General features: G+C 67.7%; 22 protein-coding genes. 16 read left to right on the plus strand and 6 right to left on the minus strand.

Going from position 1 to position 23,767, the window contains the following annotated elements; all coding sequences use genetic code 11:
• Positions 1-359 precede the first annotated feature (359 nt).
• From CQ015_RS19620 to CQ015_RS16435, 8 genes are all read left to right on the plus strand, one after another.
• A complete protein-coding gene (locus CQ015_RS19620) occupies positions 360-962 on the plus strand; it encodes a DUF222 domain-containing protein (protein ID WP_374955699.1) in 603 nt (200 codons plus the stop codon).
• 191 nt (positions 963-1,153) lie between these two features.
• Positions 1,154-2,482 carry a DUF4872 domain-containing protein gene (locus tag CQ015_RS16405; protein ID WP_105650651.1) on the plus strand — a complete coding sequence of 443 codons (1,329 nt, stop codon included), beginning with the start codon at positions 1,154-1,156 and terminating at the stop codon, positions 2,480-2,482.
• Between the two features lie 145 nt (positions 2,483-2,627).
• Positions 2,628-3,779 carry a GuaB3 family IMP dehydrogenase-related protein gene (locus CQ015_RS16410; protein WP_105553087.1) on the plus strand — a complete coding sequence of 384 codons (1,152 nt, stop codon included), beginning with the start codon at positions 2,628-2,630 and terminating at the stop codon, positions 3,777-3,779.
• A 179-nt stretch (positions 3,780-3,958) separates the two neighbouring features.
• Positions 3,959-4,747, plus strand: a complete 789-nt coding sequence (locus CQ015_RS16415) for an SURF1 family protein (protein WP_105650652.1) — start codon at positions 3,959-3,961, stop codon at positions 4,745-4,747.
• Positions 4,748-4,783: 36 nt separating this feature from the next.
• A complete protein-coding gene (locus tag CQ015_RS16420) occupies positions 4,784-5,248 on the plus strand; it encodes a DUF3817 domain-containing protein (protein WP_096283031.1) in 465 nt (154 codons plus the stop codon).
• Positions 5,249-5,355: 107 nt separating this feature from the next.
• On the plus strand, positions 5,356-6,984 hold the full coding sequence (gene guaA / locus CQ015_RS16425) for a glutamine-hydrolyzing GMP synthase (RefSeq protein WP_258133811.1): 1,629 nt from the start codon (positions 5,356-5,358) through the stop codon (positions 6,982-6,984).
• Between the two features lie 223 nt (positions 6,985-7,207).
• Positions 7,208-11,302 carry a DNA helicase gene (locus CQ015_RS19070; protein WP_181150450.1) on the plus strand — a complete coding sequence of 1,365 codons (4,095 nt, stop codon included), beginning with the start codon at positions 7,208-7,210 and terminating at the stop codon, positions 11,300-11,302.
• Entirely contained in the window at positions 11,299-11,598 is a 300-nt protein-coding gene (locus CQ015_RS16435; protein ID WP_105650653.1) for a hypothetical protein, read from the plus strand. The genes CQ015_RS19070 and CQ015_RS16435 overlap by 4 nt, the downstream gene beginning before the upstream one ends.
• Here the strand turns inward: CQ015_RS16435 and CQ015_RS16440 are convergent.
• Together CQ015_RS16440 and CQ015_RS16445 are read right to left on the minus strand one after the other, a co-directional pair.
• Positions 11,595-12,293 (minus strand): RcpC/CpaB family pilus assembly protein, encoded by a 699-nt coding sequence (locus CQ015_RS16440; RefSeq protein WP_105650654.1) that lies wholly within the window; start codon positions 12,291-12,293, stop codon positions 11,595-11,597. The genes CQ015_RS16435 and CQ015_RS16440 overlap by 4 nt on opposite strands.
• 64 nt (positions 12,294-12,357) lie before the next feature.
• A complete protein-coding gene (locus CQ015_RS16445) occupies positions 12,358-12,975 on the minus strand; it encodes a 5-formyltetrahydrofolate cyclo-ligase (RefSeq protein WP_105650655.1) in 618 nt (205 codons plus the stop codon).
• A 74-nt stretch (positions 12,976-13,049) separates the two neighbouring features.
• Here CQ015_RS16445 and CQ015_RS16450 point away from each other — a divergent pair, with 74 nt between their 5' ends.
• The gene (locus CQ015_RS16450; RefSeq protein ID WP_105650656.1) at positions 13,050-13,667 is read left to right on the plus strand and encodes a GNAT family N-acetyltransferase; all 618 of its coding nucleotides are present in this window, start codon (positions 13,050-13,052) and stop codon (positions 13,665-13,667) included.
• A 182-nt stretch (positions 13,668-13,849) separates the two neighbouring features.
• Entirely contained in the window at positions 13,850-14,635 is a 786-nt protein-coding gene (locus CQ015_RS16455) for a hypothetical protein (protein WP_105650657.1), read from the plus strand.
• A gap of 61 nt (positions 14,636-14,696) precedes the next feature.
• Here CQ015_RS16455 and CQ015_RS16460 read toward each other — a convergent pair whose 3' ends face one another.
• Complete coding sequence (locus tag CQ015_RS16460; RefSeq protein WP_105553080.1) at positions 14,697-15,197, minus strand: Lrp/AsnC family transcriptional regulator; 501 nt, start codon at positions 15,195-15,197, stop codon at positions 14,697-14,699.
• A gap of 112 nt (positions 15,198-15,309) precedes the next feature.
• On the opposite strand from CQ015_RS16460, the gene CQ015_RS16465 reads away from it, so the two are divergent.
• From CQ015_RS16465 to CQ015_RS16480, 4 genes are all read left to right on the plus strand, one after another.
• Positions 15,310-15,783 (plus strand): NUDIX hydrolase, encoded by a 474-nt coding sequence (locus CQ015_RS16465; protein WP_105553079.1) that lies wholly within the window; start codon positions 15,310-15,312, stop codon positions 15,781-15,783.
• Positions 15,784-15,821: 38 nt separating this feature from the next.
• The gene (locus CQ015_RS16470; protein ID WP_105650658.1) at positions 15,822-16,649 is read left to right on the plus strand and encodes a glycine betaine ABC transporter substrate-binding protein; all 828 of its coding nucleotides are present in this window, start codon (positions 15,822-15,824) and stop codon (positions 16,647-16,649) included.
• Between the two features lie 67 nt (positions 16,650-16,716).
• Positions 16,717-17,937 carry a pyridoxal phosphate-dependent aminotransferase gene (locus CQ015_RS16475; RefSeq protein WP_096283041.1) on the plus strand — a complete coding sequence of 407 codons (1,221 nt, stop codon included), beginning with the start codon at positions 16,717-16,719 and terminating at the stop codon, positions 17,935-17,937.
• A 21-nt stretch (positions 17,938-17,958) separates the two neighbouring features.
• Positions 17,959-18,822, plus strand: coding sequence for a PPK2 family polyphosphate kinase (locus CQ015_RS16480; protein ID WP_105650659.1), 864 nt, complete (start codon positions 17,959-17,961; stop codon positions 18,820-18,822).
• Positions 18,823-18,826: 4 nt separating this feature from the next.
• Here CQ015_RS16480 and CQ015_RS16485 read toward each other — a convergent pair whose 3' ends face one another.
• Genes CQ015_RS16485 through xseA form a run of 3 tightly spaced genes read right to left on the minus strand, consistent with a single transcriptional unit; the run spans position 18,827 to position 21,100 of the window.
• Positions 18,827-19,546: a ZIP family zinc transporter gene (locus CQ015_RS16485; RefSeq protein WP_308727290.1), complete on the minus strand. Its 720-nt coding sequence runs from the start codon at positions 19,544-19,546 to the stop codon at positions 18,827-18,829.
• Positions 19,547-19,594: 48 nt separating this feature from the next.
• The gene (locus tag CQ015_RS16490; RefSeq protein ID WP_096283043.1) at positions 19,595-19,822 is read right to left on the minus strand and encodes an exodeoxyribonuclease VII small subunit; all 228 of its coding nucleotides are present in this window, start codon (positions 19,820-19,822) and stop codon (positions 19,595-19,597) included.
• Between the two features lie 9 nt (positions 19,823-19,831).
• A complete protein-coding gene (gene xseA, locus CQ015_RS16495) occupies positions 19,832-21,100 on the minus strand; it encodes an exodeoxyribonuclease VII large subunit (RefSeq protein WP_105650661.1) in 1,269 nt (422 codons plus the stop codon).
• 373 nt (positions 21,101-21,473) lie between these two features.
• On the opposite strand from xseA, the gene CQ015_RS16500 reads away from it, so the two are divergent.
• Positions 21,474-22,568, plus strand: coding sequence for an SH3 domain-containing protein (locus CQ015_RS16500; RefSeq protein ID WP_181150451.1), 1,095 nt, complete (start codon positions 21,474-21,476; stop codon positions 22,566-22,568).
• 99 nt (positions 22,569-22,667) lie between these two features.
• A complete protein-coding gene (locus CQ015_RS16505) occupies positions 22,668-23,762 on the plus strand; it encodes a 4-hydroxy-3-methylbut-2-enyl diphosphate reductase (protein ID WP_096283046.1) in 1,095 nt (364 codons plus the stop codon).
• Positions 23,763-23,767: the final 5 nt, after the last annotated feature.

Consider the following 23,767-nt stretch of genomic DNA (forward strand, 5'->3'; position numbering starts at 1 on the left):
CGTCGGTGCGGCGCGGGTTGTATGCGTTGCCGGTGCGCAATGCGCTGAGCCGGGAGTTCCTCTTGCGGGTGAGCACGTTGGAGGGCGAGGTGCTCGATTCGTTGATCGCGCAGGCCAATAATCCGCGTACCCGGGTGGGGCAGGCGGTGCGCACGAACCCGGGTGACCCTGCGCCGTCCCACGACGAAGCAGAAGCATCCGAGGCCATCGACCCGACCAGCGGCGAACAAAACGGCACCGACGAGGATGAAGACGCTGCGTCGGCCGTGGATCCGAGCATTCTCGAACCGGCCGTACCGGAAGCCACCACCGAACCTAACACCGCCAGTTCGGGGTTCCCGGATTTCCTTCCCGAAGGCGTGGGCAACGAAGCACGCTGGGACCCCGAAGAGACCGAAACCATCGCCACCGTACCCGAACGGGCGCTGAACGCTCTGCTGGACATCCTCACCACCACCACCACCACCACTGCTGGTGGAGGGGCGCGGATCCGGCCGGAGGTGATCGTGCATCTGAAGCTGGAGAACCTGCAGGATTTGGCTGCCGGGGATGCGCGGACCGCGCACGGGGTGCATCTGCCGCCCGGCGAGCTGAGACGGCTCTTGTGCCAGGCCGAGATCATTCCGGCGGTGTTCAATTCGAAGAGCGAACTGCTCGACTACGGCCGAGCCCAACGCATTGTGCCGGAGAAGCTCAAGCGTGCGGTGCTGGCCCGCGATCGCGGGTGCATTGTGCCTGGTTGCACGGAGCCGCCGGAGAAGGTGGAGTTCCACCATATTGATCCGTGGTGGAAGGGCGGGGAGACGAAGCTGGGCAATTTGGGGGCTTTGTGCCGTGGTGCGCATATGGATGCCGATGCGGGGCGGATCCAGGTGGTATTGGTGGATGGGTTGCCGCATGTGATTTTGCCGAAGCATGTTGATCCGGAGCAGCAGCCGCGGCGTAATACGTATTGGGACTAGCCACTGGTGAGCGGGAGAACTCCGCCCACCGCGCGGGGCACGCCACCGGGGGAGCCAAAGCGGAACGCCAAGCTCCGCGCCTCCAGTGGATGAAAGCGGGAGCCGCGCCCACGTAGAATGAAGGCACGGCGGCACCCACCGGTGCGCGGGAGCTACCCGCCTGCGCGTATCCGTGAACGAAGGACATTATCTTGGCACAACCCGCGAATCTGAAGAAGCTCGCCCGCGAACGCATGGAACGTACCGGGGAGAGCTATACGACCGCGCGCAAGAACATCCTGACCGACAAGCCCGAAGGCCCCAAGGCCGTGCGCGCAGCTGCCGCCCGTAACTACGCCAAGGAAGCACGGGATGCCAAGGCGGCAGAGAAAACCGGCAAGAAGCCCAAGCCGGCCCCTGCGCCAGCACCGGCCACCTCACCGGAGGAGGAGCTACCCGAATACCCGGCTCCGACCGAGGTTGTGCAGTACGACGCGGGCCTCTGGCATCGGGTGTTCACCCAGGCCGGAGTGACCAATCCAGCCACCGGTGAACCGATGAGCGAGGCCCTGCTGGCCGGTCTGGCCGGAGGCATCGGCTTCATGGTCTTCACCTTCGAGTACGAAGAGGTGACCACCGCGACCATCGTGACCCGCGCACACCCCGAGCCGTACACGCAGAACCTGCTCACCCGCAGCGGGGCGAAGGTCAACGAACGCACCACCGGTTCGGCGCAGCGCGCCGCCGAATATCTGGACCACGCGCTGGACGCCGGACGCGCGGTAGTCGTGCGCGTGGCCGTCGGCGCCCTGCCCTGGATCGAATCCAGCGAGGTCGACGAGGCCGAAACCATCGACCTGGCCATCGTCGGCGAACACGAGGATGACCTGCTCGTCGACGACGGATCGGGCTCGCTGATGCCGATCAGCCCGAGCGACCTGGCTGCCGCCCGCGCCAAGCGCAAGAAGGAAAAGCACTGGCAGGCGTGGATCCCTTCGCGCCGTTCGCCCAAGCTTGAAACGCTCACCGCCAATGTGCTCGAGGCGATCACCGAAACCAACGGCCGGCTGCTGGGCACCGCCGAGCTGAAGGGGATCCCGGTGCATTTCGCCAACCGCTTCGGCATCGCCGGCATGCACACCTGGGCCGAACGGCTGCGCGACACCAGCACCAAGAAGGGCTGGACGCAGATCTTCGCCGATCCGCAGCGCTTGAGCGCGGGGCTGGCCCAGCTGCACGGCTTCATGACCGACACCCGCTTCGGCGGATTCGGCGGCCTGCGCGGGCTCTACGCGGACTTCCTCGACGAATGCGCGGAACTTCCCGGCTTGGAACCGCTGGCAGAACACGCCGCGGATTACGCGCAGCTCAGCGCCGACTGGATTGACCTGAGCGAAATGATCGATCCGGACGTGGATCCCGAAGCCCGCAGCGAGCTCTTCGGGCGCATGGCCGATCAGATGGAACGCATCGCGCAGGCCGAGGAACGTGCCGCCACCGCCCTGGCGGGCACCCTGGCCACACTGAATCCGGCCGGCTAAGCCCGAATCCACCCGCCCCGGCGCGCGGAAAGCGGTGAGCTTGCTCACCGATTTCTCCCGGAATCACGCCCCGTGCCTGTATTGGTGCGGGGCGTGCCGTGCGAGATAAAGCGGGAATCTGCGCGGAACTTGGTAACCTTGTCTGGTGAGTAACGAGATTGAGATCGGCCGTGGCAAGCGGGCCACGAAGGCATATTCCCTGGACGACGTAGCGATCGTACCGAATCGCCGCACCCGTGATCCCAAGGACGTTTCGGTGTCCTGGCAGATCGACGCCTTCCAGTTCAACACCCCTATCCTGGGCGCACCGATGGATTCGGTGACCTCCCCGGCCACCGCCATCGCGTTGGGCAAGCTCGGCGGCTTGGGCGTGCTGAACCTCGAAGGGCTGTGGACGCGCTACGAGAACCCCGAACCGGTGCTCGCCGAAATCGCTGGGCTGAAGTCCGAGGCGTCGGTCCGCAACGATTCGAAGATCACCGCGAAGCTCCAGGAGCTCTACGCGGCGCCGATCCAGCCGGAGCTGATCAGCTCCCGGCTCTCCGAGATCCGCGACGCCGGCGTGGTCGTGGCAGGCTCGTTGACCCCGCAGCGCACCCAAGAGCACTACAAGACCGTGCTCGATGCCGGCGTTGACATCTTCGTCATCCGCGGCACCACGGTCTCTGCCGAGCACGTCTCGCAGACCACCGAACCACTGAACCTCAAGCAGTTCATCTACGAGCTCGACGTCCCGGTCATCGTCGGTGGCGCGGCCGGCTACACCCCGGCCATGCACCTGATGCGCACCGGCGCGGCCGGCGTGCTGGTCGGCTTCGGCGGCGGCGCCTCCTCGACCACCCGCCGCACCCTGGGCATCCACGCCCCGATGGCCACCGCCATCGCCGATGTGGCAGCGGCCCGCCGCGACTACATCGAAGAGACCGGCGGACGCTACGTGCACGTGATCGCCGACGGCGGCCTGGGCAACTCCGGGGACATCGTCAAGGCGGTCGCCATGGGCGCCGACGCGGTGATGCTCGGCACCGCCCTGGCGCGTGCCGAAGAAGCTCCCGGCGCCGGATTCCACTGGGGCATGGAGGCCGTGCACGAGGCCAGCCCGCGTGGCGACCGCGCCCAGATCGGCACCGTCGGCACCCTGGAGAACGTGCTCTTCGGCCCGTCCCACGAGACCAACGGCACCTCCAACCTGGTCGGTGCGCTGCGCCGCTCGATGGCCACCACCGGCTATTCGACGCTCAAGGAATTCCAGCGCGTCGACGTGGTTCTCTCGCCCTACGAGTCGGACCGCTTCTAAGCTCTTTGCACCGCAGTCCCGCCACGCCGATTCCCGGCGCGGCGGGACTGCGGCGTTTAACCTGCCCCTCAACGAACGAGGATGCGAGATGGTTCCCGAAGTGCGCAAGCTATCGGGTTAGGCCAATCTCACCTCGTGCCCAGTGGAACTTCTACAAGCAATCGAAGTACGGTTAGAGTGTGCTGAAAACCGCTCTGAAACCCAAATGGATCGCCGCATTGCTCGGTGCGTTGCTCGTGGCCACCGGATTTGTGGCCCTCTCGGGCTGGCAATTCGGGGCTTCCTCCACCGAACCGGCCGTCAAGATCGACGAAACCGAGGTTCCGGTCCCGCTGACCGAGCACTACACCCCGGGCGTGGAGATGCTAGGCACCAAATCGGATCAGATCGTCACCTTCTCCGGCGAATTCCTTCCCGGCACCGACGTGCTGGTCGAGGGCCGCGTGGACGATGACCGCCTCGGCAGCTGGGTGGTAACGGCCTTCGCCGTGGACGGCGCACCGGATGGCGAGGCGATGGCCGTGGTCCGCGGCTGGCAGCCGGAAACCGGCACCCCGTCCGCGGCTCCCGAGGGCTCGGTGGAAATCACCGGGCGCCTGCTGCCGCCGGAAGGCCCGGAGCTGAACCATGATGTGCGCAACCCGGCGCTGGCCACCCTGTCCACCGCGCAGCTGGCCAACATCTGGGACCAGGACCTGTACTCCGGGTTCGTCACCGCACATGCACTGAGCGTCGACGGCCAGCCGGCCGCCCAGCCGGGCATCGATGCGATCTATGTCGGTCCGCAGCCCCAGGAGCCGCAGATCAACTGGCTGAACGTCTTCTACGGCATCGAATGGGTCGTCTTCGCCGGTTTCGCATTCTTCCTCTGGTACCGGCTGGTGCGCGATGATTACCAGCGCGGCATGGACGAGATCGCCGAAGCCGCCGCGCAGACCGCCGCCCGCGAGAAGCACCTAGAGAACTAGCCCCCACCTCCCACCTTCGGAAAGGACTCCTTGCAGATGTCCAGCACCACTCCCGCCGCCCGCCCCCGCAAATTCGGTGGCACCCCGGCCCAGATCCGCTCGGCCGCCATCTTCTACAAGGTGTTCGCCTACGCCACCGGCGTGATGCTGCTGCTGCTGGTGGCGGAAATGATCTTCAAGTACTTCTGGCAGCTGGAGCTGTTTGTCGGCGGCGAATTGCTGGGCGGCACCGCCAACACCATTTCGATGCTCAACCGCGCCGAAATCAGCGGGGGAGTGAACATCTCGCTGGGCATCCTGATCGTGCACGGCTGGATGTACGTGGTCTACCTGTTCGCCGACTTCCGCCTCTGGTCGCTGATGCGCTGGCCATTTAGCCGCTTCATCACCATCGCCCTGGGCGGGGTGATCCCGTTGCTCTCCTTCTTCACCGAACGCACGGTGCACGCCGAGGTGGACGCCGAGCTGGCTGCCCACCCCAAGGCCGCCAAACGCTACTAGGCTGCTCTGCTTCATCCCCGTCACGCATCGCCGTGGCGGGGATTTTTGCTTCCCGCGCCCGATGCGTGCGCGCCGCCTTATGCTCCGGGTGACGCTGATGACACGTCATGCGCTATTTCGCGCCCGGCGAACCGCGTAGACTAGAGCTCGTGACTACTGCTCCCCTCACCCCAGAACATAAGCCGGTTCTGGTCGTCGACTACGGGGCCCAATACGCGCAGCTCATCGCTCGCCGCGTACGTGAGGCCCGTGTGTACTCGGAGATCGTTCCGCACACCCTGTCCACCGAAGCCATCCTGGCCAAGAACCCTGCAGCGATCATCCTCTCCGGTGGTCCCTCCAGCGTTTACGCCGAGGGTGCGCCGAGTGTTGGTGCAGACCTCTTCGAAGCCGGTATCCCGGTCCTCGGTATTTGCTATGGCTTCCAGGCCATGGCAAACGCTTTGGGCGGCACCGTCGCGGAGACCGGCCTGCGCGAATACGGTTCGACCCAAACCACCTTCAACGGCGATGCCCGTTCGCTGCTCGCCGGTGCCGAAAAGGCACCGAACGTGTGGATGAGCCACGGCGACTCCGTCTCCGAGGCACCTGCAGGCTTCGAGGTGCTCGCCACCACGGCAGGCGCCCCGGTCGCCGCCTTCGCCAACGAGGCCAAGCGCCTCTACGGCGTGCAGTGGCACCCAGAGGTCAAGCACTGCGAGTTCGGCCAGGACATCCTGGAGAACTTCCTCTACAACGGTGCGGGCCTGAAGGCCGACTGGACCGCCGGCAACATCGCCGAGGAGCAGATCGAGCACATCCGCACCCAGGTCGGCGACGGCAAGGCCATCTGCGGCCTGTCCGGCGGCGTTGACTCGGCCGTGGCCGCAGCCCTCGTGCAGCGCGCCATCGGCGACAACCTCACCTGCGTGTTCGTCAACCACGGTCTGCTGCGCGAAGGCGAAGCCGAACAGGTGGAGAAGGACTTCGTCGCCGCCACCGGCGCGAAGCTCTACATCGCCGACGAACGCGAACGCTTCTTGACCGCGCTGGACGGGGTCACCGACCCGGAGACCAAGCGCAAGATCATCGGCCGCGAATTCATCCGTGCCTTCGAGGCCGCGGAGATCGCGATCCTGAAGCAGGAAGCGGGCAAGGGCGAACCGGTCAAGTTCCTCGTCCAGGGCACGCTGTACCCGGACGTCGTCGAATCCGGCGGCGGCGAAGGTGCCTCCAACATCAAGAGCCACCACAACGTCGGCGGCCTGCCCGAGGACCTGGACTTCGAGCTTGTCGAGCCGCTGCGCACCCTGTTCAAGGACGAGGTCCGCGCCGTGGGCCGCGAGCTCGGCCTGCCCGAGGAAATCGTGGGACGCCAGCCGTTCCCCGGCCCGGGACTGGGTATCCGCATCATCGGTTCGGTCAATGAGGAACGCCTGACGCTATTGCGCAAGGCCGACGCCATCGCCCGCGCCGAGCTGACCGCAGCCGGACTGGATGAGGAAGTCTGGCAGATGCCGGTCGTCCTGCTCGCCGACGTGCGCTCGGTGGGTGTCCAGGGCGATCACCGCACCTACGGCCACCCGATCGTGCTGCGCCCGGTCTCCTCCGAGGATGCGATGACCGCAGACTGGTCGCGCCTGCCCTACGACCTGCTCTCGAAGATCTCGAACCGCATCACCAACGAGGTGGACGGGGTCAACCGCGTGGTACTGGATGTTACCTCCAAGCCACCGGGAACCATCGAGTGGGAGTAATCCCACAGCACTAGCTGGCACGGGTCCGCCCGTGGCCGCCAAGCGGAACCGCCTCACCTGCAGCGCCCCTCTGGGGGACCTTCGGTGAGGTCCGGTTCCGCTTGCCGGGTTTAAAACGTGTTTCGCGCCCCGGTTCTCACCGGTGCGTGCACTACGTTAGGAAGGAGGCGCGCTGTCATTGTGGCGCGCCGTGATGGTCGGTTCAGTGAAGGGAATAACTGTCGTGACTAGTGGCCAAAATGCTGCTGCCGAGCGCGTCGCCACCTGGGTGAAATCCCTGGGCCAGAGTGCCGGCGCCGACACCACCTTGCGATTTGCGCCGTCGATGTCGAACAGCATCGACATCACTCACGCAAATCCATCGGGTTTGGCCCAGTTTCTTGCAGGTCGGCGCACCCGCCTGTCCACCTTGCTGCACGATGCGGAGCAGTTTGCCGCCGCGCGGCGCACCGCACGGGCGCTGAGTGCCAAAACCGCCGAGCTCTGGGAAGAGCGCGGCATCGACGTGGGCTATCTGGCCGCCGGTGTCGCCAATTGGCGTGCCGTGCACGAGGGCAAAAGCGAACCGGTGTCCGCCCCGATCATGCTCGGCCGGATCACCCTGACCAAGCACCTGGACCACGACGACTACGACGTGCAGCTGGTAGGCCGCGCGGAGATTTCCCCGGCCTTCGTAAGGCAATTCGAATCCGACCACGAAGCCCGCATCGACGTGGACGCGGTGGACGCCGCCGCCTACTCCATCGCCCGCTTCGACCCGGTCCGCGGCATGGACGCACTGCGCCAGCAGCTCTCCGAGGTTCCCGGCGTGGTCATCGGCCACCGCCTGCTGGTCTCCACCTTCTCCGATCTGATCGACCCGGCCGACCCGGCGAAGCTCACCGGCTCGCACCCGGTGATCGAGGCGCTGATCCGCGCCGAGGAAAACGCCGGCGAGCCCGCCGAAGCCGCGCCAGCCGCGCCCGCCAAGGCTCCAGCCGACGCGGACTCCGAGACGCCAACAGAGGCGGAACCCGAAGGCAAAACCGAAGAGCCGGGCGGCTCGCGGCTGCGCCGCGTCGCCAGCCTGATCAAGGACTCCTCCAAAACCCGGCGCTCCGGCGAGCCAAGCGCTCCGGCACCGGGCGGCTCCACCCGCAAGGTGCACACCGGAACCAGCGTGCTGGCCAAGAACAGCGACGAACGCGATCCGGCCGAAGAGCTCTACCTGCTGGACGCCGACGAGTCCCAGGCGCGCATGCTGGACTACATCTCCTCGGGCGAATCGGTGAGCATCAACGCCGCCGCCGGCACCGGGGCCACGCAGACCGCGCTGAACGCCGCCGGCCTGCTCGCAGCCCAGGGCAAGCGCGTGCTGGTCGTCGCCGAGCAGCGTTCGGCCGCCGAGGAATTCGTGCGCCGCTTCAACGAGCAGCTCGACGCCGGCAGCCTGCTGCTGGAACCCAATGAGGACCCCGAGGCGCTGCGCAACCTGCTGATCCGCGCGATCCTGCGCAACGAGCGCGCCACCGAACCGCAGCTGGGGAGCCTGCTGGAAAAGCTGCGCGCAAGCCGCAATGCGCTGCACGAGCACGTCAAGTCGCTGCATTCGGTGCGCAGCCGCTGGGGCTGCTCGCCCTACCAGGCGATGCAGGAGCTGGCCCGGCTCACCTCGCTGGACCCGGCCCCGTCCACCACGGTGCGGCTCAAGCGCTCGGTGCTCGACTCCATGGGCCAGCGCGGCCACGTCGCCGCGCAGCTCAAGCGCGCCGCGCAGCTCGGCGCCTTCTCCAAATCGCACACCACCAGCCCCTGGTTCGGCGCACCGCTGCGCAACCAGGAAGCCACCGAGCAGGCGCTCACCCTGGCCAGCGGGCTGGGCCGGGACCTGCCGATCCTGCACGAGCACATGCAGAAGATCGCCGCGCAATCGCAGATCCGCCTGGAGGACAGCTACGACAAGTGGGGGGACCAGCTCCAGCTGCTGGTCGCCGTGCGCGGTTCGCTGGACAAGTTCGAGGCGGACATCTTCGAAGGCGAGATCGACGACCTGATCGCCGCGACCGCCTCCAGCGCCTGGCGCCGCGAGCACGGGGTGGAGATGGGTTCCATCGTCCGCTCCCGGCTGCGCAAGATCGCCAAGGAGTACGTGCGCCCCGGCATGCATGTCTCCGATCTGCAGGCGGCCTTGCAGGCGGTCTCCGTCCAGCGCGACGCCTGGCGGACCTACGCCACCAGCCAGCGGAACCCCGCGGTTCCCGGCGGGCTGCTGGATGTGGAAGCCGGATACCACGACGCCGGCGCGCGGATCGACAAGCTCGCCGCGGTGCTGCCGGCCCAGCTCGGTGCGCGGCTGCGCGAAATGCCGATCGCCACGCTGCTGGACACCATCGCCGCGCTGGTGGACCGCAAGGAAGACCTGGCCGAGCTGCCCGAACGCACGCTGATCGCCGAGCAGCTCTCCGAGGGCGGGCTCGCGGATCTGCTGGCCGACTTCGCCGAACGGGAAATCGATGCGGACGCGGTGGACGCCGAGCTCGAGCTCGCCTGGTGGCAGTCGGCGCTGGAGGCGATGATCTCCGGGGACGACTTCCTCGCGATGAATGACGGCGCGAAGCTGGAGAAGATCGAGGCGGACTTCCGGCTGGCCGACGGGGCGCATATCGCCTCGGGCCCCTCCCGGATCCGCTGGGCGCTGGCGCGCAATTGGAAGGCCTCGCTGGCCGACCACCGGGCCGCCTCCAAGGCGCTGCGCGGCATCCTGAAGGACGGCACCCCCACCGTCGCCGGCCTGCTCGACTTCGGTCCGGCGCTGGTCAACTCGCTGACCCCGGTCTTCGTTTCGGCTCCGCTGCTGCTGGGCAGCGCGCTGCCGGCAGACACCGACTTCGATGCGGTGATCCTGCTGGAGGCCAACTACCTGACGCTGCGCGAGGTGCTCGATGCGGTGCGCCGCTCCAAGCAGGTCATCGCGATCGGCGACGAGATGCTCGGCGGGCCGAAGACCTTCGAGGTGTCGGTGGATCCCACCGCGCGGCTGAAGGAACGCAACCCCGGGCTCTCCGCGCTCACCGCGCTGAACCGCGTGCTGGTCACCGGCACCCTGTCCACCGTGTACCGCGGCATCGACGAGGGGCTGGTCGAGCAGCTCTCGAACACCTACTACGATTCGGCCATCTCGCGGCTGCCGGTGGCCGTGACGATCACCGGAAGCAGCCCGCTGCTCACCGGGGTGTACGTGCCCGATGCCACCGGGACGCTGTCCAGCAGCGAGGAGGGCGTGCAGACCACCGCCGCGGAGGTCGCCAAGGTCGTGGACCTGGTCTTCGCGCACTTCGCCGCGCACTCCACCGAGTCGCTCGCGGTGATCGCCTCGAACCGGGCCCATGCCGCGGCCATCGCCGAGGCGATCCGCGTGCAGCTGCCCAACCACAAGTACGCGATGAACGCGCTGCGCTCCAAGGTCGAACCCTTCGTGGTGACCACCATGGACCGGCTGATCGGGGTGCGCCGCGACGCGGTCATCTTCGCCTGGGGCTTCGGGCGGACCCCGCACGGCAAGACGCTGCACGAATTCGGTGCGCTTTCCCGCCCCGGCGGGGAGCAGCTGTTCGTGTCCGCGATGACCCGTTCGCGCAAGCGGATGACCCTGGTCTCCGGGCTGCTGCCCAGCGATGTGGACCTGGACCGGGTGTACCGCGGGGCGCGGCAGTTCTTCGAGCTCTTCGGCCGCGTGCAGGCCGGGGATTCCGGAGTCAGCTCCATGCGCAGCCCGCGTTTCGACGCGCTCGTCTCCGATCTGGCCCGGCGCCTGCGCGAACGCGGCGCGATCGTGGCCGAGGACTACCGCGGGGTGCTGGATCTTTCGGCCCACGCGCTGGATATGGACGGGGCCGGCGCCGTGCGCCCGCTGGCCGTGGTCTACGACGGCACCGAGCACTATGCCGGGCTGACCGTGCGCGAACGCAGCCGGCTGCGTCCGGAATTCTTCGAGAACCACGGCTGGCGCTACGTGCCGCTGTGGACCATCGACGTGTTCACCGACCCGGCCTCGGTCACCGACCGGCTGGCCCGCAGCCTGGAGCTGAGTCCCGCCGCCTCCGCGGCGACGCACACCGGGCCGCGCACCCGGGTGCCGATGGCCCCGCCGGTCTCCGCAAGCTCCGTCACCGCCGACCCGCCGGCCGCGAAGAAACCTGCGGCCAAGCCGGCGGAGCAGCCAGCGCAGAAGCCAGCGCCGAAACCGGCGGCCGCGCAGCCCGCCGAGGAGGCCGTGCCGACTCCCGCGCCGATCCCGGCGCGCGCGGAAGGCGCAGAGCCGAAAACCGACGGGAAATGAGCCAGCAGCCGGCCGGCAAGCCAGCTGGCCGGGCGAAGCGTCCGCGCGTCATCGCCCCTCCCCAGCAGCTGAGCGTCAAGGCCGAACTGACCGGCAGCTATGCGCCGGTGCCCGCCACCGAATCGGTGGATCGGGCGCTGGCCGCAAGCCGGGACGGTTCCGCGCCAGCCGCCGAGCAACCGCAGAACCCGCTGGACGAGCTGCGCGCCAAGGACGATGACCCGCGGATGTGGGGAGAGCCGGCCGAGGACCTGGCCGAAGCGATGAAGCGGGACAAGCCGCCGCACTGGGGCTAGTTCACCAGCACCGCGGAGACCTTGCCGCGCGAAACCGCCCCGGCCAGCTCATCGGAGCGGGCATTGGCGGCGGCGACCACGATGATCCCTTCGCCGGGCGTACCGGCGGCGCTGAACATTCCCAGCTCGCCGCCGCTATCGCTGCTGGGCACCCAGAGCACCGGCACCGCGCGGGCGATGGTGCGCGAACTGATCTGCTGCTCGAACCCGTCCCCGGTGGTCAAGACGATATCCACCAGCTGGCCCGGATGAATCAGGGCCACCGTCGCCGGATCGCTGAGCCGGATGGGCACCGCGACGGTCCCGGCGGCGGAACCGGTGAGCAGATTCGGCCCGACCAGCAGGTGCTCGCGCAGCACCGTGCCCGCGGGGACCGCCACCGCCAATCGTTGGCCGAGCACCGCGGCCGGCTCGCTGATCACCTGCCGGTCATCGGGAGCCAGCGGAACGCTTTGCACCTCGATCTGCTGCGCGCTCACCGTGCGCCCGGCGGCGATATCCGCCAGCGCCACCACCACCTGCCGCTGGGCCAGCTGCCCGGTGGCCAGCACGTTCAGCGCCGCGGCCAACGCCAGCAGGGTGAAGGCCAGCGCCAGCGGCTTGCGGTAGCGGCGGAACAGCTCGCTGCGGCTGCGCGCCGCGCGGATCCGGGGCCGCGGAATCACCGGGGTGCGGCGTGGGGATAAATTGCTCATGCCCCCAGCAAAACCCCGCCCGGCACGCTCGCCGCACGGCCGGCGGCGAACTGTGGGCAACCGGCTAGGGGTCGATGGTGTGCACCAGCTCCGGGGTGATCACCAGGTCCACCGGGCGGTCATGCGCGTCGACCGGGAAGTTTCCGGCGGGCACGTATTCGTCCGCGTAGACCAGTGCGGCGATCCGGGTGGCCTTGTCCGCCACCTGCGGCAGGAAGCGGTCGTAGTAGCCGCCGCCCTGGCCCAGGCGCAGGCCGTGCTCGTCGACCAGCAGCGCGGGGATGAACAGCGTGTGCACCGTGTCGAAGAGCCGCGCGCCGTGGCGTTCGCCCACCGGCTCGCGCACCGGGGCCCGCGCGCTGTCCACCAGCTGCACCTCGGGGGTCCAATGCGCCCAGCGCAGCTGGTATTCCGGTTCGCACACCGGCAGGTACACCTCGATGCCCGCCTGCACCAGCCGGGGCAGCAGCACCGAGGTGTCCGGTTCATCGGGCATGGACAGGTAGAGCCCGACCCGGGTGACGGTTCCGGTGGAGGAGTCCAGGTAATCGAGCACGCGCGCGGCGAGCTGTTCGGCCAGCAGCGCCGAGCTGTTCGGGGTGATCTTCCGGCGGGCGGCCCGCACGGCGGCGCGCCGGGCCTGCTTGCTCTCGCCCGGCGGTGGGGAAGTGGCTGCATTCATGGTTTTACTCTACGCGCCACCCGCGCCGTGGGTCATAAAAGTGCAGGTGAGCTCCGCGGGGATACGATATGTGCATGCTGAGTTTTCTGCGCGGAAAAGCCGCGTTGCCCGAGTTGTCCTCCTCGCGCTTGCTGCTTCGCGAGCTGCTGCTGCGCGATCAGGAGCAATGGCTTGCCCTGCGCTCGGCGAACGCGAACTGGCTCAAGCCCTGGGACCCGACAAATCCCTTGGGTCCGCCGGAGCCGATGAGCTTCCGGCAGCTGCTCGTCGCCAAGCGGGCCGCGGCGCGCGAGGGCACCGGGTACTCCTGGATTATGACGCTGCCGCAGCTGCACCGAGCCCACCCGCCGATCATCGGGCAGATTTCGGTCAGCGGGATCCAGTACGGGGCGGCGCGCTCCGCCTCGCTGGGCTATTGGATCGACGGCGCCCATGCGGGCTACGGGTTGGTCCCGGAGGCCTGCGCGCTGGTGATCGATTACTGCTTCCAGGACTTGGCGCTGCACCGGATGGAGATCAACATCCGCCCGGAGAACGCCCCGAGCCTGCGCGTGGTGGACAAGCTGGGCTTCCGCGACGAGGGGCTGCGCAAGGGGTTCCTGCATATCGACGGGCAATGGCGCGACCATCGAACATTTGCACTAAACCGCGAGGAGCTGGATTCCAGCATGCTAGAACGCATCTACGAATAAAGCGGTGCGCCCGTTGGCCGAAAGCCCGCTGCGGGCCCAGAAGTGCCCATCACTTGCGAATTCTTGCGGACACACCGAGAAATTTGCCCGTCGATGCACCCGGCGTTGCATAGTGTTGACCGAGGAAGCTAACTATTCGGCTTCCACCTGATCTGACCGTTCAAACGGTGTTGGAGGACCCCATGGCTGGCACGTCACAGAGCGAAACGCGAGCGCAGTCTGCCGAGAGCGGACTCAAGATACGTGTGCGCTATGGGCGGTTGGCGGTGGCGGTGCTCGGCCTGTTGGCGGTGCTCGCCACGCTTCTCGGCCTCGTGCTGGCGCCCTTCACCGCGCTGAGCTTCTCCGCCGTGGGCATCTTCTTCGCCGTCGCCCTGGCGTCGGTGGCCACGCTGCGCGCCCTGGCGGTGCGTGATCGCAACCGCAAGCTGCTGGCGCATCTGCAGGCCACCCGCGAGCAGGCCCTGCAGACCCCGGCCTTCGCCGACGAGGCGAACCAGGTAATCACCCGCAAGTCGGGCGAGGATGAGGTTTTCGACGCCCGCCCGGGTTCGGCCCGGCGCGCCCCGGCGATCACCGCCGAGGAACTGCGTGCCGAAGCGGTGCGCGTGGCCCGTGGGGACGGCGGCGTCAAGCAGCCTGCCACCTGGGAACCGACCAATGTGCCCAAGCCCACCTACGTGGAGGTGCGCGAGGCGACGCAGCGCGAAATCGTCGCCCGGGTGCGTCCCGAGCCGATCCCGGTCTCCGAACCGCTGCGCCCGACCAAGCACATCAGCCTCAAGGCCGCCGAGGGCGCCAAGCGCCTGGCCGCCGAGGTCAGCGCAGAGGAGCGCGCCTCGATCGCCAGCGTCGTGGCCAAAACCGAAGCCCCGGCGCCGGCGCCGGCGGAAAAGCCGGTCGAAGCCCCGGCAGCGAGCAAGCCGAAGCTGAACCTGGACGCCGTGATGCAGCGCCGCCGCGCCTAGCACACCATATGACGAAGGCCCGCATCGACAAGGATGCGGGCCTTCTGCTATGCCGGTGGGACTAGAGCTCGCCGAAGGGCAGCGGCCCGCGGTTTCCCAGCTGGTGGTCGAAGACGAGCGTGGTTTCGGTGTGCCCGACCGATTCGTCGGTGGCCAGGTTGTCCAGCACCCAGTCGCGCAGCTCCTCGGTGGAGCCGACCGCGATATGCAGCAGGTAGTCGGTGCCGCCCGAGACGTGGAACATCGAGAGCACCTCGGGCAATTGCGGGATGCGCTGGCGGAAGGTGTCGATCTTCTCCCGGTCGTGGGCGCGCAGCTTGACCGAGATCAGCGCCTGCACGGTGCGCCCCACCGCGGCCAGCGAAACCTCCGCGTGGTAGCCGGTGAGGATGCCGCGGTCCACCAGCGAGCGGGTGCGCAGCAAGGCGGTGGACGGGGCGATGCCCGCGCGCTGCGCGAGCGTCGCATTGGAGATGCGGGCATTGCTGACCAGCTCGTCGATGATGATTCGATCGATCTCGTCCAGATCGGTGCCGAAGGAAGACTCTGCGTGCGATGACATAAGAATATTTCACCATACCCGCCGCCGTTCGTTGAAATGTTTGGCGGTTTTCTGCTTCGCCTCAGCCCGCAGATCCCGCCGCCGGCGGCGCCCGGCCGATATATTGGGGCCTATGACACGACGTTCCGAAACCACCGGTGAACCCTTCGACACCCGCCTGGCGGCCTACGCCCTGGTGGAGCACGAGTCCAAGGTGCTGCTCACGCTGTGGGATATGCGTCATCGCGACGCCAGATTCACCCCGCGCTGGTCCTTGCCCGGGGGAGGGGTGGACCTGGGCGAACAGGCCACCGACGGGGTCATCCGCGAGGTCTACGAGGAGACCGGCTACCGGGTGGGCCAGCTCTCCCTGCTCGATGTCAGCACCGGCATCATCCCCGCCGCGAAGCGCTACTCCGGGGATGGGCACCCGATGCAGACCGTGGCGGTGACCTACCGGGCGCGGCTGCTCGGCGGTCAACTGCGCCACGAGCAGGACGGCTCCACCAGCGAAGCGGCCTGGTTCACCCGGGAGGAAATCCTGGGGCTGAACCGCATCGAACGGGTGGACAGCATCCTGCGTTTGACCTCGCCCGGCGTGCGCTAGCGCAAAAGCAAGACCCGCTGGCCTAGAATTCAGGGGAGATGAATTTAGCTAAAATCACCACCGCCGGCGCGCTGGCCCTCGCCGCGACGCTGACGCTGTCCGCCTGCACGAGCCAGTCCCCGGAGCCGGTCGAAGAATCCAAGGGGATCGAGCTCTCCCTGTCCGCCGGGACGGACCCCACCCAGCGCGCGCTGAGAAAGATCTATGCCGAGGCGCTGCGTGCGGCCGGCTACCAGGTCACCGAGCTCCAGCCGAGCGCGGATCCCTACCAGCAGGTGCTCGACGGCAACGCCGACGTGGCCCTCGCCGAGTCCACCGCAGCCGAGCTGCGGGCGGCCACCGCCGGAACCGCGGCGCGCAGCCTGGCCGCCAGCGGCACCAATGGCTCCGCGGTCCTGGTGATGAGCGCCGCCGAGGCCAAGCACCATGCGGTGGATTCGGTGCCCAGCCTCGCCGCCGCCTGCCCGGAGCTGAGCTTCATCGGCGCCCAGCCGGCCAGCGACCAGCTGCTGGAAGCCCTGGAAGACGCCGGATGCGCCAAGCCCGAGGTGAAGACCGTGGCCGCGGAGCAGCTGCCCGGGCAGCTGCGCGCCTCGCTGGATCGGGTGCTGGTGCTCGGGGCCGCCGACGCGATCATCGGCGACGAGGGCTTCTACATCGTCCCGGGCAGCGAGGAGATCTTCGCGGACGCGCCGCTGGTGCCGCTGGCCGGTGCGGACCTCGACGAGCCGGCGCAAAACGTCGTGGACCAAGTCAGCGAGCAGCTGGACCAGGAGGCGCTGATCGGCATCAACCGGATGGTCAGCGGAGCCGACGCGCTGGACCCGGAAACCGCCGCCACCCGGTACAAGCTGCTGAACAACTAACCGCGGCGGGTGTTCATGCGCCGACCAGAAGGCGCGCGCCCCGCCCCAATCATGAGAAAGTGTACCCATGGCAGAATTCAAGCAATCCTCGAAGCTCCACAACGTGCTCTACGACATTCGCGGGCCACTGCTTGAGCACGCCCAGCGGATGGAATCCGAGGGGCACCGCATCCTGAAGCTGAACATCGGCAACCCGGCGCCCTTCGGCTTCGAGGCGCCCGACGCGGTGCTGGTGGACATGATCCGCAACCTGCCCAACGCGCAGGGCTACTCGGACTCCCGCGGCATCCTCTCGGCGCGCACCGCCGTCTCGCAGTACTACCAGACCCGCGGCATCCAGACCATCGGGGTGGACGACGTCTACCTGGGCAACGGCGTCTCCGAGCTGATCACGCTGTCGCTGAACGCGCTGCTGAACAACGGCGACGAGGTGCTGATCCCGGCCCCCGACTACCCGCTGTGGACCGCCTCGGTCTCGCTGGCCGGCGGCACCCCCGTGCACTACCTGAACACCGAGGAAGAGGGCTGGCTGCCGGACCTGGCCGATATGGAAGCAAAGATCACCGATCGCACCAAGGGCATCGTGGTCATCAATCCGAACAACCCCACCGGCGCGGTCTACCCGAAGCAGACCCTGGAGGGGATCCTGGAGCTGGCGCGCAAGCACAACCTGATCGTCTTCTCGGACGAGATCTACGAGAAGATCCTCTACGACGATGCGGTGCACATCAACACCGCGGCGCTGGCCGACGACGTGCTGGTGCTGACCTTCTCCGGGCTGTCCAAGGCCTACCGGGTCTGCGGCTTCCGCTCCGGCTGGATGGCCATCTCCGGGCCCAAGCACCTGGCGAAGGACTACGTGGAGGGCATCAACCTGCTCACCAACATGCGCCTGTGCGCCAATGTGCCCGGGCAGCACGCGATCCAGACCGCGCTGGGCGGCTACCAGTCCATCGATGACCTGATCCTGCCCGGCGGCCGGCTGCGCGAACAGCGCGACGCCGCCTACGACCTGCTCCAGGCCATTCCCGGGGTGAGCGTGCAGAAGGCCAAGGGCGCGCTGTACATGTTCCCGAAGCTGGACCCCGAGGTCTACCCGATGCACGACGACGAGAAGTTCGCCCTGGAACTGCTCAAGGCGCAGAAGATCCTGATCACCCAGGGCACCGCGTTCAACTGGCCGGCCCCGGACCACTTCCGCCTGGTCACCCTGCCGGCGGTGCGCGATCTGAAAGACGCGGTGGGCCGCATCTCGGTGTTCCTCGAGGATTGGCGCGCCCGGGCCTAGGCCTGGCGCTAAGCTGAAGCGATGAGCGAATATCCACAGAATCTGCTGGCCCGGCTTCGCGTGGTCGGCGAGGTCGACCTGTCCCAGCGCGCCACCGGCGAACCCGACTGGTGGCCGAAGGACGCCCCGCGCAGCAAGCGCAAGGCGGCCAAGCGGCTGGAGGCCATCGCCGCGGAGCTCACCGAGCTGCAGGAGCGGCTATTCGCCTCCGCGCTGCACGGGCAGCTGCGCGACTCGCTGCTGCTGGTGCTGCAGGGGATGGACACCGCGGGCAAGGGCGGGATCGTGCGCCACGTGATGGGCCTGTTCGACCCGCAGGGCGTGGACCACCACGCGTTCAAGGCACCCACCGACGAAGAGCAGGCCCACGATTTCTTGTGGCGCGTTCAGCAGCGGCTCCCCGAACCGGGGATCATCGGCGTCTTCGACCGCTCGCACTATGAGGACGTGCTGATCCACCGGGTGCAGAAGCTCAGCAGCACTCAGCAGATCGAGGCGCGCTACCCGAAGATCGTCGACTTCGAGCACGCCCTGCACGAACGCGGAATCCACCTGCACAAGGTGATGCTGCATATCGGCCCCGCGGAGCAGTACGCGCGGCTGAGCGAACGGCTGGATCGCGAAGACAAGCACTGGAAGTATTCCCCGGCCGATGTCGAGGACCGGCTGCTCTTCGCCGAATACCAGCGCGCCTACGAGCTGGCCATCGAACGCACCGCGACGGTGGATGCGCCCTGGTATGTGATCCCGGCGGATCAGAAATGGCGGGCGCGGCTCTGCGTGGCGGAGCTGCTGCTGCACACCCTGCGGGAGATCGACCCGCTCTGGCCGAAGGCCGACTTCGACGTCGCCGCCGAACGCAAACGCCTGGACGCGACCAAGTAGGAGCTCAGCCGACGGCATGCACCGCGAAGGCGGTGAGGAAGCCGGCGGTGGCGATCAACCCGGTGAAGTCGTGCTCCACGGCCCAGGCTTCGGGGATCATGGTATCGGCCACCATGGTCAGGATGCCTCCGGCGGCCAGCGCGATCGCGAAGGCGGTCCACCCCGGATCGGTAAGCGAAAGCAGGGCGAACCCGGCCCAGGAGGCCACCCCGGCGACCAGCGTCACCGAGCCCCAGAGCAGGAAGATGCCGCCGGCCTTCTTGCCCGCCTGCTTCTGCTGCGCCGTGCTGGCCAGCGCTTCGGGAATGTTGGAGATGAAGATGGCGACGAGCATCGCCGGATTCACCGCGCCTCCGGCGACCAGCCCGACACCCAGAGCCACCGATTCGGGGATGCCGTCGATCAACGCCCCGACGGCCAGCGCATTGCCCGAGGCCGAGGCGGAACCCGGGGCGCGGGAGCGCTTGGCCACGATCCGGTTCGCGAAGAAGTAGAGCAGCGCGCCGCAGATCAGCCCGAGCGCGGTGACCAGCAGCCCGCCGGTGGCGTAGGACTCGGCGACCAGCTCGAAGGCCAGCGCGCAGATCAGCACGCCCGCGCCGAAGGCCATGATCCCGGCCACGGCAGCCCGCGGTAGTTTCAGCCACCAGCCCGCCGCGGCGCCCAATAAAAGCGAGGCCCCGGAAACCAGACCCCAGATCAGTGCCCACCATGCCATGCTCATAATGCCCAGCGTAGCCAAGATACTGGCCGCTGGGCAGGCAAGAGCGGACTAGTCGGCCGAGTTTTCCACCCGGCGGCGGGCCTGGTCCAGGCGTTCGGAGACGCCGTTGAGCCAATTCTCGCAGTGCGCGGCCAACGCTTCGCCGCGCTCCCACAGCGCCAGCGAGGCTTCCAGCGGCACTCCGCCGGTCTCCAGCTGATTGACCACCGCCATCAGCTCCTCACGGGCCTGCTCATAGGAGAGCTGTGCGATATCTTCGGGGATTTGCTCGGTCATGGTCATTCCTTAAAGTGCTTCGGTGGCCGGTGCGGCCGGGAAAATTTCGTCGACGGTGGCGCTCAGCTTGCCGGCGGCCACGCGGATGCGCAGGCCCTGGCCGGGATGCAGCTCCTCGGCGGTGCGCACCACCGTGCCATCGGCAAGCTGGGTGACCGAATAGCCGCGGTCCAGGGTCTGCTGCGGGGAGAGCGCACGCATCTGCGCGCGCAGATGGCCCAGCTCGTCCCCGGCGCGTTGCACCCGGTGGCGGATCAGCGCCATCGAGCGTTCCCGCCAGCGCCCCAGATCCTCGGCGCGCGCGTCGATCATGGCCTGCGGATTGGCCAGCACCGGGCGCTGGCGCAGCGCCGTGATGGTCTGCGCCTCGCGCTGCAGCAGGTTGTTGATCGCCCGGTCCAGGCGTTGGCGCGAGAGCTCGATGCCGGCGAACTCCTCGTTCAAATCCGGGACGACGCGCTTCGCGGCGTCCGTCGGCGTCGAGGCGCGCAGATCGGCCACATCGTCCAGGATGGGCCGGTCCGCCTCGTGCCCGATGGCCGCCACCACCGGGGTGGTGGCGGCGAAGACGTCGCGGATGAGTTCTTCGTTGGAAAAGGGCAGCAGATCCTCCAGTGCGCCGCCGCCGCGGGCGATCACGATGACCTCGACGTCCGGGTCGGCGTCCAGCTCGGACAACGCGGCACGCACCTGGGCGACCGCGTCGTTTCCCTGCACCGCGGTGTTGATGATCCGAAAGCGCACCGCCGGCCAGCGCAGCGTCGCGTTGCGCACCACATCCTTCTCGGCGTCCGAATCGCGGCCGGTGATCAGCCCGATGGTGCGCGGCAGCACCGGCAGCGGCAGCTTATGCTCCATCGCGAACAAGCCCTCGGCGCCCAGGGCCTGGCGCAGGCGTTCGAGCCGCGCGAGCAGTTCGCCCAGGCCCACCGGGCGCAGGTCGGTGGCGTTCAGCGAGAGCCGCCCGGTTTTCGCATACAGGCTCGGCTTGACCCGGGCGACCACGCGTGCGCCGACCTCCGGGGTGGATTCCAGCTTGCGCATCACCGAGGACCAGACGGTCACCGAGAAGGAGTTGTCCGCGTCCACATCGCGCAGCGTCAGATAGCCGTGGCCATTGCGCACATTCGCTTCGAGCAGCTGGCCCTCCACCCAGGTGACCGGGGAGTTCTCGATGTGGATCTTCAGTTTTTCGGTCAGTATGCGCAGCGGCCACGGGTTTTCGGCACTGGTCTCCGCGGCCGTTGCCGGCATGGTGCGCGGCGCTTCTGGTGGCATGGGTCCTCTCCTGCATAACCGGGGCCCGTCCGTGATTAAACGTGCCGGTGGCTCATGAGAGACTATCGCACAATGCCGACGATTTGCCGGATTGCAGGGTGCCCGCCGGGGTGCGCGAGCGGCGGTGCCAGGGTCACAATCCGGGCAAAAAATGACGGATTTTCATGCCGCGCAGGCGGTGCGCGGCGCGTTTTTCAACGATTGGGATAATCCTGCCTCAAGCCGTTGTCCGCCTTCGGGCGGGGGAGGACACTGAGCGGTAATTGGGGAAAATTACATAGAGAGATGCAGAATCATGCGGTGGCCATTGGGGAAGAAAAATCTTGTTCGTTCGTCCACCGCGACCTGTTTGGCCTTGGGATTACTGGTGGGCATGGCGCCTCTGGCCGCCGCGGCGGCAGCCCCCGCGAGCGCGGCCATCGCTGTGGCCGCGGAGCTGTCCATCGACCTGCCGGCCAAGGTACGCACCACCGACAACCTCAATCTGCGCACCGGCCCGTCCACCGCCTATCGGATCCTGATCTCGATCCCCAAAGGCACCGCGGTCCCGGTCTCCGGGCGCGCCTCCAACGGGTGGTACAAGGTCAGCTACGCAGGGCATACCGGCTACGTCAGCGGATCCTACGTAGTCGCCGCCACGGTGCGCACCCTGGACAGCCTGAATCTGCGCAGCGGAGCGTCCACCTCGTACAGGATTCTGGTGACCATTCCGCGCGGGAGCACGATCCCGGCCTATGCACGCGCGGGCAACGGATGGTACAAAGTCAGTTATGCCGGGCGCACCGGCTGGGTCAGCGGTAGCTATGTCACGACCTATCCGAAGCCGCCGGCGGCCCCGCAGTCCACCGGCCCGAATCGGACCAGCCGGGTGGTGCTGACCTTCGACGACTGCCCGAGCAGCCTGAGCTCCTTCAACTCGGTCATTTCCTATGCGGCGACCAACAACATCGGCCTGGTGCTCGCTCCGACCGGTAATTGCCTCGGCTCCTACAAATCGCGCTACGGCGTGGACCTCGCGGCGCTGGCCCGGGCCAAGGGGCAATGGGTCATCAACCATTCGATCAGCCATCCGGACCTGCGTCCGCTGTCCTGCCTGCAGGCCGGCGCCCAATTGAGCGGCAGCGGAGTGCATACGAACTTCGGCCGGCCACCCTACGGCGCCATCGATGCCAGCGTGCGCTGCGGCTACGACAGCCGCGGCATGGGAATCTGGACCTGGACGCGGGACACGCGGGACTGGGAGGCGAAATCCAAGTCGATCACCGTGGCTCGGGCCGGCGCGGCAGTCCCCGGGGACACGGTGCTGATGCATATGCAATGGTACGGATTCTCACCCGATGCGCTGAAGCAGATCAAGGCCAGGCTGGCGCAGCGCGGGGTGAACGTGTGCCGTGCCTATCACGGGACCGATGGCGTCGGCGCCGTGGTGCGCACCCCGGTCAGGCTGCCGAGTTCCCTGCCTTGCTAGCAGCGATTACGGCCACGGAGGCAGATCTCACAGCCCGTTAAGGGTGGCGCGCATCATATGAGCATGCGCTAACTTGCGCCGGGTTCGTAGACTAGAGATATGGCTACTTCCACTTCTGTCCCGGTCTCGTTGCCGATCCCTCGGATTCCGCGTATTCGCCGCACTCCCGAGCAGATCGCCGCAGCCTCCTCGCAGGTCACCGAACGCAAGGTGCTGCTCGCCGCCCCGCGCGGCTACTGCGCCGGCGTGGACCGCGCGGTCATCGCGGTGGAGAAGGCCCTGGAGCACTACGGGGCCCCGGTGTACGTGCGCAAGCAGATCGTGCACAACGTGCATGTGGTCTCCGAACTCGAATCCCGCGGCGCGATCTTCGTCGAAGAGAACGAAGAGGTGCCCACCGGCGCGCTGGTGGTGTTCTCCGCCCACGGCGTCTCCCCGGCGGTGGTGCAGTCCGCCGAGGACCGCGGCCTGCGCACCATCGACGCGACCTGCCCGCTGGTCACCAAGGTGCACCGCGAGGCCGTGCGCTTTGCGAAAAACGACTACGAAATCCTGCTGATCGGCCACGAAGGCCACGAAGAGGTCGAGGGCACCTACGGCGAAGCGCCGGAGGTCACCACCATCGTGAACAACCCCGAAGAGGCCGACACCGTGCAGGTGAAGGACCCGGACAAGCTCATCTGGCTCTCGCAGACCACGCTGAGCGTGGACGAGACCATGGAGATCGTGCGCCGGCTGCGCAAGCGCTTCCCGAACCTGCAGGATCCGCCCAGCGATGACATCTGCTACGCGACCACCAACCGGCAGGCGGCGATCAAGGAGATCGCCCCGAGCTCGGAGCTGGTGATCGTGGTCGGTTCGGCCAACTCCTCGAACTCGGTGCGCCTGGTCGAGGTTGCGCTGGATCACGGGGCGAAGGCGGCCTACCGGGTGGACTTCGCCAACGAGGTGGACGAGACCTGGTTCGAGGGCGTGTCCAGCATCGGGGTCACCTCCGGCGCCTCGGTGCCCGATGTGCTCGTCCAGGAGGTGCTGGCCCTGCTCGCCGACTACGGTTTCACCGACGTCGCGGAGGTCACCACCGCCCAGGAGGACATCATCTTCTCGCTGCCCAAGGAAATCCGCGGCAAGCTCAAGGAATCCGGCGACGACGCCCGGGCCCTGGGCGGACGGCGCTCATCAGAAACCCGCTAAGCACT

Origin of the sequence: Arthrobacter sp. MYb221, assembly GCF_002979835.1 — a bacterium.
GTDB lineage: Bacteria > Actinomycetota > Actinomycetes > Actinomycetales > Micrococcaceae > Glutamicibacter.